General features: G+C 73.7%; 9 protein-coding genes. 5 read left to right on the forward strand and 4 right to left on the reverse strand.

Going from position 1 to position 10,610, the window contains the following annotated elements:
• Positions 1–1,281: DEAD/DEAH box helicase (locus NWP09_RS08725; RefSeq protein ID WP_258275138.1), on the reverse strand; the 1,281-nt coding region annotated here is incomplete at its 3' end.
• Positions 1,282–1,664: 383 nt separating this feature from the next.
• On the opposite strand from NWP09_RS08725, the gene NWP09_RS08730 reads away from it, so the two are divergent.
• On the forward strand, positions 1,665–2,984 hold the full coding sequence (locus NWP09_RS08730; protein WP_258275131.1) for a cytochrome P450: 1,320 nt from the start codon (positions 1,665–1,667) through the stop codon (positions 2,982–2,984).
• 25 nt (positions 2,985–3,009) lie between these two features.
• Here NWP09_RS08730 and NWP09_RS08735 read toward each other — a convergent pair whose 3' ends face one another.
• On the reverse strand, positions 3,010–4,467 hold the full coding sequence (locus tag NWP09_RS08735) for a sugar porter family MFS transporter (protein ID WP_258275132.1): 1,458 nt from the start codon (positions 4,465–4,467) through the stop codon (positions 3,010–3,012).
• A gap of 98 nt (positions 4,468–4,565) precedes the next feature.
• Complete coding sequence (locus tag NWP09_RS08740; RefSeq protein WP_309137111.1) at positions 4,566–6,806, reverse strand: AAA family ATPase; 2,241 nt, start codon at positions 6,804–6,806, stop codon at positions 4,566–4,568.
• A 193-nt stretch (positions 6,807–6,999) separates the two neighbouring features.
• On the opposite strand from NWP09_RS08740, the gene NWP09_RS08745 reads away from it, so the two are divergent.
• Positions 7,000–7,923 carry a hypothetical protein gene (locus tag NWP09_RS08745; RefSeq protein ID WP_258275133.1) on the forward strand — a complete coding sequence of 308 codons (924 nt, stop codon included), beginning with the start codon at positions 7,000–7,002 and terminating at the stop codon, positions 7,921–7,923.
• 33 nt (positions 7,924–7,956) lie between these two features.
• On the opposite strand, the gene NWP09_RS08750 is transcribed toward NWP09_RS08745, so the two are convergent.
• The gene (locus tag NWP09_RS08750; RefSeq protein WP_258275134.1) at positions 7,957–8,418 is read right to left on the reverse strand and encodes a GNAT family N-acetyltransferase; all 462 of its coding nucleotides are present in this window, start codon (positions 8,416–8,418) and stop codon (positions 7,957–7,959) included.
• A gap of 157 nt (positions 8,419–8,575) precedes the next feature.
• On the opposite strand from NWP09_RS08750, the gene NWP09_RS08755 reads away from it, so the two are divergent.
• From NWP09_RS08755 to NWP09_RS08765, 3 genes are all read left to right on the forward strand, one after another.
• On the forward strand, positions 8,576–8,851 hold the full coding sequence (locus NWP09_RS08755) for a hypothetical protein (protein ID WP_258275135.1): 276 nt from the start codon (positions 8,576–8,578) through the stop codon (positions 8,849–8,851).
• Between the two features lie 144 nt (positions 8,852–8,995).
• Positions 8,996–9,499, forward strand: coding sequence for an Hsp20/alpha crystallin family protein (locus NWP09_RS08760; RefSeq protein ID WP_258275136.1), 504 nt, complete (start codon positions 8,996–8,998; stop codon positions 9,497–9,499).
• Between the two features lie 89 nt (positions 9,500–9,588).
• Positions 9,589–10,353, forward strand: coding sequence for an alpha/beta fold hydrolase (locus NWP09_RS08765; RefSeq protein ID WP_258275137.1), 765 nt, complete (start codon positions 9,589–9,591; stop codon positions 10,351–10,353).
• The last annotated feature ends 257 nt before the right edge of the window (positions 10,354–10,610 follow it).

A 10,610-nucleotide genomic window follows, 5' to 3' on the forward strand; every position in this document is an offset into this window, starting at 1 on the left:
GGTCGGCGGCGGGCGCCATATGTGAAAAAAGAACGGGGGCGCGCCCGAGCCCGCCACGCCCTCGCGCGCGGCACGCTTCCGGCGCGCGTTCGCGCCGGTCGAGCGGCCGCCGCCGCCCTGCTGCTGGATCTCGTTGCCGGAGCCGGGGCCCCCGGGCACCGGGGCGACGTGCGGCGCGTACGGTCCGACCAACTGGTCCACCGCATCCGACGCCGCGGTCACCTTCTGGGGCTGCACCGAGATGGCGGCCTTGCGCAGGAGCGCCATCGTGTCGCCGCGCTGCGCAGGCAGCATGACGGTCGCGACGTCGCCCTCCGAGCCCGCGCGCGCCGTGCGGCCCGAGCGGTGCAGGTAGGCCTTGTGCTCCATGGGCGGGTCGACGTGGACCACGAGCTCGACGTTGTCGACGTGCACGCCGCGAGCGGCGACATCCGTCGCCACCAGCACGCGCACCGAGCCGTCGCTGAAGGCCGCGAGGTTGCGGTCCCGCGCGTTCTGCGACAGGTTGCCGTGCAGGTCGACGGCCGGGATGCCCGAGGCGGTGAGCTGCTTCGCGAGCTTCTTCGCCTGGTGCTTCGTGCGCGTGAAGAGGATGCGGCGGCCCATGCCCGACGCGAGCCGGCGCACGAGCAGCATCTTGTCGTCGGGCGCGACCTCGAACAGGTGGTGCGTCATCGCGGCGACGGGCGAGTTCGCCTCGTCGACCGAGTGCATGACCTCGTCGGTGAGGAAGCGCTTGACGAGCTTGTCGACCCCGTTGTCGAGGGTCGCCGAGAACAGCAGGCGCTGGCCCGACTGGGGCGTCTTGTCGAGGATCTTCGTCACGACGGGCAGGAAGCCGAGGTCGGCCATGTGGTCGGCCTCGTCGATGACGGTCATCTCGATCGCCGAGAGCGAGGCGACGCCCTGGTTCATGAGGTCCTCGAGGCGGCCCGGGCACGCGACGACGATGTCGACGCCGGCGCGGAGCGCGGCCTCCTGCGGGCGCTGCGAGACGCCGCCGAAGATCGTCGTGACGGTGAGGCCCGAGGCCTTCGCGAGCGGCTCGATGGTCGCGGCGATCTGGGTCGCGAGCTCGCGCGTGGGCGCGAGCACGAGCCCGAGGGGCAGGCCCTTGCGGCGGCCGCCTCCCGCGAGCTCTCCCGCGAGGCGCGCGACGAGCGGGATCGCGAACGCGAGGGTCTTGCCCGAGCCGGTCTTGCCGCGGCCGAGCACGTCGCGCCCAGCGAGCGTGTCGGGCAGGGTGTCGGCCTGGATCGGGAACGGGTGCTCGCGGTCCATCGCCGTGAGGGCGGTGACGAGCCGGGCGGGCACGCCGAGCTCGGCGAAGGTCGTGGTGACCTCGGGGGTGGTGAGGGTGTCGGTCAAGGTGTGCTCTTTCTGTGAGCGGGCGCGCGCATCCGGATCGGCCAGCAGCGATGTGCGGGCGGTGGTGATGGATGCGTCGACGCAGTTCGGCGAGCGCGGCGGAGGCCGCGATCGTTCGCCGTGGAAGGTTCATCGACGCCCGGAGCCCGGGCGGAGAGAGGAGCGTTCGACGACGCAGGCGAGCCGACATCCGAGTCGGACTCGCGCAGTGCCTCCACCGTAGCAGTCGAGTCAGACATCCCGCCAGGATCGGGTCGCGCAGGCCGCCCGCAGGTGCGCTCGCTACCGTCCGGGGCATGGCGAACCCCCTCGTGGACGACGCGATCCTGCTGCTCACGCGCGGCTACGACGCGGGCGAGGTGATCTGGCGTCGCGCGAGGCCGGGTGCCCGCGCTGCGCGCACGCGCGCGCTCGGCAGCGATGCGCTCCTCGTCCGCGGGCGCGAGGGCGTCGAGCTGTTCTACGACGAGGCGAGGGTCCGCCGGCACGGGGCGATGCCGATGGTCGTGCAGGAGTCGCTCTTCGGCCACGGCTCGGTGCACTCGCTCGACGGCGCGGCGCACCGGCATCGCAAGGCCGTCTTCCTCGGGCTCGCGTACGACGACGCGGAGGTGCGGCGGCTCGAGCCGCACCTCGAGCGCGAGTGGGGCGATGAGCTCGCCGACTGGATCGCGGGCGGGGAGCGCTCGGCGTACGACGCCGCGGTCGGCGCGATCGGCCGCGCGATGCAGCGCTGGGCGGGCCTGCCCGGCACCGCGGCGGCGAAGACGCGCTGGGCGCGGCGGCAGGCGCAGATCGTCGACGGCTTCGGCGTGCCCTACTCGCCCGAGTTCCTGCGCACGATGGCCAACCGCTGGTGGTCGGACCGGCACGCCGCCGCGCTCGTGCGGGCGGTGCGCGAAGGAGCGCTCGAGGCGCGCGAGGGCACGGCGCTCCACGCGTGGGCCTGGCACCGGGACGAAGCCGGCGAGCTGCTGCCGGCCCGCCTCGCGGGCGTCGAGCTGCAGAACTCGTTCCGGCCCGCGATCGCGGTGTGCCGGTTCGTCGCGTTCGCGGCGAAGGCCCTGCACGGGCGGCCCGAGTGGCGCGAGCGCATCGGGGCCGAGACCGCCGAGCGGGGCCGGCTCGTCGGCGGCCCGCTCGCGACGGCGTTCGCCCACGAGATCCGCCGCACGGCGCCGTTCGTGCCGCTCCTGCCCGCACGCGCGATCGACGACGTCGAGCTCGACGGCGAGCGCGTCGGCGCCGGCAGCCTGCTGCTGCTCGACGTGCTCGGCACCGACCTCGACGACGCGAGCTGGGAGCGGGCGGGCGAGTTCGACCCCGAGCGCTTCGTCGGCATCGACGACTGGGCGCGGATCGAGGCGCTCGGCGCGTTCGTGCCGCAGGGGGGCGGCCACCCGTCGACCGGGCACCGCTGCCCCGGCGAGAAGGTCACGATCGCGGCGCTCGCGAGCGCGATCGCGGCCATGAGCGACCCGCGCGTGACGATCCTCGGCGAGGGGCTCGGCGTCGACCGTCGGCGCATGCCGACGAAGCCGGCCTCGGGCGGCATCGTGCGGAGCGCGCTCCGTCGGCCCCGGACCACCACCGGCGGCCGCTGCCCGTTCCATTGAGCGGGCGCTGCCCTGCTGCTTGCGCTCAGCCGCGCGCGCCGCGGCGCGCGAAGAGCGCACCGCTCGCGACATCACCCTCGAGCGCCTCGAGCGAGCGCCCGCGCGTCTCGAACACGCGGGCGGCGATGAACCACAGCGCGAGCGCGCCGACGCCCGCGAAGAGGAAGAAGGCGCCGGTGATGCCGACCGCCGCGAGCAGCGAGGGGAACGCGAGCGCGAGCGCGCCGTTCGCGAGCCAGTGGGCGAAGACCGCGACGCCGATGCCGAGCCCCCGCACGCGGAGCGGGAAGATCTCGGAGAGGTAGACCCACGTCGCGACGTTGAGGAACGTCTGCATCGCGCCGACGAAGGCGACGACGAGCGCGAGGATCACGAAGGGGCGGATGGGGTCCCCCGGCTCGAGCGCGGAGGACGCGAGCCCGATGAGCGCGTGGCACGCGGTCGTGAGCGAGAAGCCGATGAGCAGGGTCGTGCGGCGGTCGACGCGGTCCATGAGCCGGAGCGCGACGAGGCCGCCGACGACCGCGATGACGCCGGGTGCGATGTTGGCGACGAGCGCCGCCGAGCGGTCGAAGCCGGACTCCTCGAGCACCGTCGCGCCGTAGTACATGATCGCGTTGATGCCGGTGAGCTGCTGCGCGACGCCGACGCCGACGCCGACGAGGAGCACCCGGCGCAGCCAGCGGTCGGCGAGCAGCGCGCGCAGGGTCGCCCGACCTGCCGGCTCGACTGCGCTCCGCTCGAGGCGCGCCTCGATGTGCGCGAGCTCGGCTTCAGCGCGCTCCCCCGCCCGCACCGAGCGCAGCACCGCGAGCGCCTCCTCCCGCCTGCCGCGCTCGGCGAGCCAGCGCGGCGACTCGGGCATGCGGAGCATGCCGACGAAGAGCGCGAGCGCGGGCAGCGCGCACACCGCGAACATCGCGCGCCAGATCCCCTCGACGTGGCCGAGCGCGCTGCCGAGCAGGGCGTTCACGACGAACGCCGCGAGCTGCCCGGAGACGATCGCGACCTCGTTGCGGCCCGAGAAGGAGCCTCGGATCTCGAACGGCGCGAGCTCGGCGAGGTAGACCGGCACGACGGTCGACGCACCGCCGACCGCGAGGCCGAGGAGCACCCTGCCGGCGACGACCGCGGCGAGGCCGGGCGCGACCACGACGACGAGCGTGCCCGCGAAGAACAGCGTCGCGAGCGCGAGCAGCATCGTGCGGCGGCCGACCGCGTCGGAGAGCCGGCCGCCGACGAGCGCGCCGAGCGCGGCGGCGAAGACGAGCGAGCTCGTCACCACACCCTCGCCGAGCGGGCCGAGGCCGAGCTCGGCGCTCATGGGCTGGAGCGAGCCGTTGATGACGCCCGTGTCGTAGCCGAACAGCAGCCCGCCGAGGCACGCGACGATCGAGATCACCCCGAGCCGCGCGCGGTGCGGGCCCTCGGCGAGCGGCGGCACCGCCGCCTCGGCGCGGGTGCTGGGCGGCGCGGTGGGCACGATCGATCCTCCGGTTCACGAGCGGTCGGCGACCGCTCGATCCTGCCGCATGGCGGATGCGCCCGCCGCACCCGCGCTCGAGGATCAGGAGGGGCGCATCACGGCTCGTCGAGCGGCTCCGCGTCGATCACGTCGTCGACGTCGTCGACCGTGTCGGCGTCGAACGACCACTGCGCGGGGCGCTCGGCGCCCGCGCCCCCGACCCACAGCTCCGAGCCGCCGGGCGCGACGTCGACCACGACGGCGTCGCCGTCGCGCACGTCGCCCGCCAGCAGCGCGCGGGCGAGGCGATCGTCGATCTCGCGCTGCATGAGCCTGCGCAGCGGCCGCGCGCCGTACACCGGGTCGTAGCCGCGCTCCCCGAGCCACTGCTTCGCCGCATCCGTGACCTCGACGGTGAGCCGCCGCTCGCGCAGCCGGCGGTCGAGCGCGTGCACCTGGATCTCGACGATCCGGCCGAGCTCCTCCTGGGTGAGCGCGTCGAAGATGACGATGTCGTCGAGCCGGTTCACGAACTCGGGCTTGAAGGCCGAGCGCACGGCCGCCATCACCTGCTCGCGCGCGGTGTGCGTGGCGATCGTCGGGTCGGTGAGGAACGCCGAGCCGAGGTTGGAGGTGAGGATGAGGATGGTGTTGCGGAAGTCGACCGTGCGGCCCTGCCCGTCGGTGAGCCGGCCGTCGTCGAGCACCTGCAGCAGCAGGTCGAAGACCTCCGGGTGGGCCTTCTCGACCTCGTCCATGAGGATGACCGAGTAGGGGCGGCGGCGCACCGCCTCGGTGAGCTGGCCGCCCTGCTCGTAGCCGATGTAGCCGGGAGGGGCGCCGACGAGGCGCGCGACCGAGTGCTTCTCGCCGTACTCCGACATGTCGATGCGCACGAGGGCCTTCTCGTCGTCGAAGAGCAGCTCGGCGAGCGCCTTCGCGAGCTCGGTCTTGCCGACGCCCGTCGGGCCCAGGAAGAGGAACGAGCCGGTGGGCTTGTCCGGGTCGGAGACGCCCGCACGGGTGCGGCGCACCGCATCCGCCACCGCCGACACCGCCTCGCGCTGGCCGACGACGCGCTTGCCGAGCTCGCCCTCGAGGGCGAGCAGCTTCTGCGTCTCGCCCTGCAGCAGGCGGCCGACGGGGATGCCCGTCCACGCGGCGACGACCGAGGCGATGTCGTCGGCGGTCACCTGGTCGCCGACCATGCGCGCGCCGGCCTCGGCCGCGGCGGTCTCCGCGTCCTTCAGCTGCCGCTCGACCTGCGGGATCTCGCCGTAGAGCAGCCGCGACGCGCGCTCGAGGTCGCCCTCGCGCTGCGCGCGCTCGGCGCGGCCGCGTAGCTCGTCGAGCTGCTCGCGCAGCGACCCGATCCGGTTGAGGCTCGCGCGCTCGCCCTGCCAGCGCTCGTCGAGCGCATGCAGCTCCTGCCGCTTCTCGGCGAGCGTCGCCTCGAGCTCGGCGAGGCGCTCCTTCGAGGCGTCGTCGCGCTCGCGCTTGAGCGCGAGCCGCTCGATCTCCATGCGGTCGACCGTGCGGCGCAGCTGGTCGATCTCGGTCGGCGCCGAGTCGATCTCCATGCGCAGCCGGCTCGCCGCCTCGTCGATGAGGTCGATCGCCTTGTCGGGCAGCTGGCGGGCGGTGATGTAGCGGTTCGAGAGGGATGCGGCGGCGACGAGCGCGCTGTCGGCGATCGTGACCTTGTGGTGGGCCTCGTACCGCTCCTTGAGGCCGCGCAGGATCGCCACGGTGTCCTCGACGCTCGGCTCGCCCACGTAGACCTGCTGGAAGCGCCGCTCCATCGCGGCGTCCTTCTCGATGAACTCGCGGTACTCGTCGAGCGTCGTCGCGCCGATGAGCCGCAGCTCGCCGCGCGCGAGCATGGGCTTGAGCATGTTGCTCGCGCCCTGGCTGCCCTCGGCGGCGCCCGCGCCCATGATGATGTGCAGCTCGTCGATGAAGGTGACGATGCGGCCCTCGGCCTTCGCGATCTCGGCGAGCACGTTCTTCATGCGCTCCTCGAAGTCGCCGCGGTACTTGCTGCCGGCGATCATCGCGTTCACGTCGAGCGCGACGATCGACTTGCCCTTGAGGCTCTCCGGCACGTCGCCGGCGACGATGCGCTGGGCGAGCCCCTCGACGACCGCCGTCTTGCCGACGCCGGGCTCGCCGATGAGCACCGGGTTGTTCTTCGTGCGGCGCGAGAGCACCTGGCTGATGCGCCGGATCTCCTCGTCGCGCCCGATCACCGGGTCGAGCCGGCCAGCGCGCGCGACGGCGGTGAGGTCGGTGCCGAACTGCTCGAGCGCCGACTGCTGGTCGTCGTGACCGGGCATCATGCCGCCCATCCGTGCCATCGAGTCCTCCTGATCCCGAACTTGAGTGCTGTTGACTCAAGTTTACTCCGGATGCTGCGCGTTGGCTAGGCGCGATCCTCCGGGCGGGCGGCTAGAACGCTGGGCAGTCGCTGGGAGACGGGTGATCGCGGCGGGAAGCGGCCGATACTGGGCCGCATCACGGCGGGATGGATCCCCACGGGAGGAGATCGACATGAGCACCACCGACCCCAACGACCCCGCGCGGCGGAGCGAGCCCTACACCCCGGCTGCCGACCGGCGCGATCGCGACGGCGACGGCATCGCCGATGACCGCGAGCGGCGCAGCCTGACCGACCGCGACGGCGACGGCGTGGCCGACTACCGCGAGCGGAGCCTCACCGACCGGGATGGAGACGGCGCCGCCGACCGCCGCGAGCGCGGGAGCCTCACCGACCGCGACGGGGACGGCGTCGCCGACGTGCGCGAGCGGCGCAGCCTCGCCGATCGCGACGGGGACGGCGTCGCCGACGTGCGCGAGCGGCGACTCGCGGACGACGGCCTCGGCGCCGACCCGCGCCGCGCTCGCGAGGTCGTGGTCGCGCGCGAGCGCGAGCGCTTCGGCGGCGTGAAGATCGGCGCGGCCTTCTTCGGCTGGCTCACCGCCACGGGGGCCGTCGTGCTGCTCAGCGCGCTCGCGGCCGCGATCGCCGCGCTCATCGCCTCGGCCTCGGGCGGCATCGACGACGTCGTCGAAGATGCGCAGCGCAACCTCGACGCGACCGGCATCTGGGGCATCGTCATCCTGCTCGCGATCTGGTTCGCGGCGTACTACTGCGGCGGCTACGTCGCGGGTCGCATGGCCCGCTTCGACGGCGCGAAGCAGGGCGTCGCGGTCTGGGTGTGGGCGGTCGTGATCGCGATCATCGCGGCGCTCATCGGGCTCGTCGCGGGCCAGAACTTCGCCCTCCCGCCGGGCTCGATGCCGACGCTGCCGCTGCCCGAGGACCAGGCGACGACGGCGGCGATCATCTCGGCCGTGGTCGTCGCGATCGTCGCGCTCATCGGCGCAGTGCTCGGCGGCCTCGCCGGCATGCGGTTCCACCGCCGGGTCGACCGTGCGGGGTTCGAGGTCGACGCGACCGACGCGCGCCGGTAGCCGCGAGACCGACGAGGCCCGCAGCGCCCGCCGTCACGGCGCGGTGCTGCGGGCCTCGTCGTGGACAGGCACGGCGTCGGCGCCGCCGGGCGCGAGGCGCATGAGCTGCTCGGGCCGGTCGACCGGGCGGAAGCCGAGGCGCGCGTAGACGCCGTGCGCGTCCTCGGTCGCGAGCATGATCCTCGACAGGCCGAGCGGCTCGAGCGAGTCGAGGATCGCCCGCACGAGCGCGGACCCGACGCCCTCCCCGCGCGAACCCGGCTCGACGTAGACGTCGCACAGCCACGCGAACGTCGCACGATCCGTCACGACGCGCGCATAGCCGACGAGCGCGCCCGTGTCGTCGAGCGCGCCGAAGCTCAGCGAGCCCGCGGCCGCGCGCTCGACGGTCTCCCGCGACCTCCCGAGCGCCCAGTACGCATCCGTCGACAGCCACCGGTGCACGACGTCGAGGTCGATGCGGTCGAGGTCGCACGTCACGGTGATCGAGGCCATGGCGGGAGCGTAGCCGCCGCCCGCCGAGGGGCCGGCGACGGCGCGAAGTCGCCTCTCCCGCTCGGCGCGCGCGCGGCGTACCCTGCGCCCAGGGTCTGACCCCAGCGGGGCGACCGAGATGCCGATCGCCTCGTCGCATCCGATTCGAGGAGGAATCATGGTCAGTCGCATCCTTGCCACCGCGGCCGTCGCGGCCGGGCTCGTGCTCGCCGGGCCCGTCGCCGCGAACGCCCACAGCCAGATCGTCGACCCACCAGGCGACATCGGCCCCACCGTCTCGGGACCGATCAGCCAGCCGTGGGCGCAGGCGCACTGCAACGCCGCGTCGCCGGGCATCGTGTGGGATGCGTCGAACGGCGTGGTCACGTTCATGCCGATGGACAACATCCCGTGCCCGCCGGTCGCGAACCCCGGAGGCCAGGTGACGCCGTAGGAGGGAACTCTCAGCCTGATGCGCTGGCACTCTTAGGGTGAGAGTGCTAATCTCGTGATCGCTCCGCGGGGCAGGCCCCGCGGGGCTGCCACAGACACCGGCCGCCGCAAGGCGCGGCGGCAGACGTGGAGGAGGTGGTTGTCGATGGCACTGACTTTCGACCCGTTCCGCGAGATGGACCGCATGGCAGCACGGCTGCTGACCGGCGGCGGCGGCGCGAGCGCCTCGAGCTGGATGCCGATGGACCTCTACCGCGCCGGCGACCACTACGTCGTGCACGTCGACCTGCCCGGCATCGACCCGGGCTCGATCGACCTCGGCGTCGACGCCGGCACGCTGACGATCCAGGCCGAGCGCACGATCGGCGGCGGCGACCAGCGGCAGTGGCTCGCGCAGGAGCGGCCCGCCGGCCGCTACATGCGCCAGCTCAGCCTCGGCAACGACGTCGACCTCGACGCGATCGAGGCGTCGTACGAGCACGGGGTGCTGACGCTGACCATCCCGGTCGCCGAGCGCGCGAAGCCGCGCAAGATCCAGGTCCAGCAGGGCGGCGGCCGCACGGAGATCAGCAGCGGCCACGGTCAGGGCCAGGGCTCGAGCTCGAGCGAGAGCGAGGCCGCCTCGGCGCAGGCCGGCTCGACGAGCTGACCGGCGCACCGACCGCAGGCGCGGCACCCCTCGGGGTGGCCGCGCCTGCTCCATGAGCGGACCCGCCCGCCGCCGGTAGCGTGGGGGCGATGACCGAGCTCCACACGACGCGCCTCGGCGAGCACGGCTCGCCGGTGATGTTCTGCCACGGCCTGTTCGGCCAGGGGAAGAACTGGACGCAGGTCGCGAAGGCGCTCGCCGACCGCCACCGGGTCACGCTCGTCGACATGCCGAACCACGGGCGCTCGGCGTGGACCGAGCGGCTCGACTACGTCGAGATGGCGGATGCGGTGGCCAGCCTCATCGACGAGCCGACCGCCCTCGTGGGCCACTCCATGGGCGGCAAGGCGGCGATGCTCGCGGCCCTGCGACACCCGGAGCAGGTCGAGCGGCTCGCGGTCGTCGACGTGTCCCCCGTCGCCTACCGGTCGACCGACGAGTTCCGCGGCTTCATCGACGCGATGCTCGCGATCGACCTCGACGCCATCACGAGCCGGGCCGACGCATCCGCCGCCCTCGAGCACGCCGCGCCCGACCCCGGCGTGCGCGCGTTCCTGCTGCAGAGCCTCCAGCGCGACGGCGACGGCTGGCGGTGGCTGCCGAACCTCGAGGTGCTGCGGCGCGATCTCGAGGTGCTGCGCGGGTTCCCCGAGACCGACGCGGTGTACGAGGGACCCGTGCTGTGGATCGCCGGAGCGGACTCCGGCTACGTGCGCGACGAGTTCGCCGAGCCCATGCAGGCGCGCTTCCCGAACGTGCGGCGAGTGACGATCAAGGGTGCCGGCCACTGGGTGCACGCCGAGCAGCCGACGGTGTTCACCGAGGTGCTCGCGCGCTTCGTCGACGCGGACTGACCCGCCCGCCGGCATCGATCGGGCGCGCCGTGTCACATCCGGCGACGCTCGCGCGTCGAATGGGCATGGACGACGTGATCGTGATCGGAGCCGGCTATGCCGGCCTCATGGCAGCCAACCGACTCGCCCCGCGCGCGCGGGTCCGGGTCGTCGACCCGCGCGACGCGTCGGTCGACCGCATCCGCCTGCACCAGCTCGCGGCCGGCACGCGCTCCCCCGCGCGCACCGCGCGGCCGCTCGAGCGTGCGCTCGACCGC

This window comes from Agrococcus sp. HG114 (genome assembly GCF_024723325.1).
Classification (GTDB): Bacteria; Actinomycetota; Actinomycetes; order Actinomycetales; family Microbacteriaceae; genus Agrococcus.

Coding starts and splice junctions, on each gene's coding strand:
- NWP09_RS08730 (WP_258275131.1), top strand. CDS start 1,665: ATGGCGAACCCCCTCGTGGACGACGCGATCCTGCTGCTCACGCGCGGC.
- NWP09_RS08740 (WP_309137111.1), bottom strand. CDS start 6,806: ATGGCACGGATGGGCGGCATGATGCCCGGTCACGACGACCAGCAGTCG.
- NWP09_RS08745 (WP_258275133.1), top strand. CDS start 7,000: ATGAGCACCACCGACCCCAACGACCCCGCGCGGCGGAGCGAGCCCTAC.
- NWP09_RS08750 (WP_258275134.1), bottom strand. CDS start 8,418: ATGGCCTCGATCACCGTGACGTGCGACCTCGACCGCATCGACCTCGAC.
- NWP09_RS08755 (WP_258275135.1), top strand. CDS start 8,576: ATGGTCAGTCGCATCCTTGCCACCGCGGCCGTCGCGGCCGGGCTCGTG.
- NWP09_RS08760 (WP_258275136.1), top strand. CDS start 8,996: ATGGCACTGACTTTCGACCCGTTCCGCGAGATGGACCGCATGGCAGCA.
- NWP09_RS08765 (WP_258275137.1), top strand. CDS start 9,589: ATGACCGAGCTCCACACGACGCGCCTCGGCGAGCACGGCTCGCCGGTG.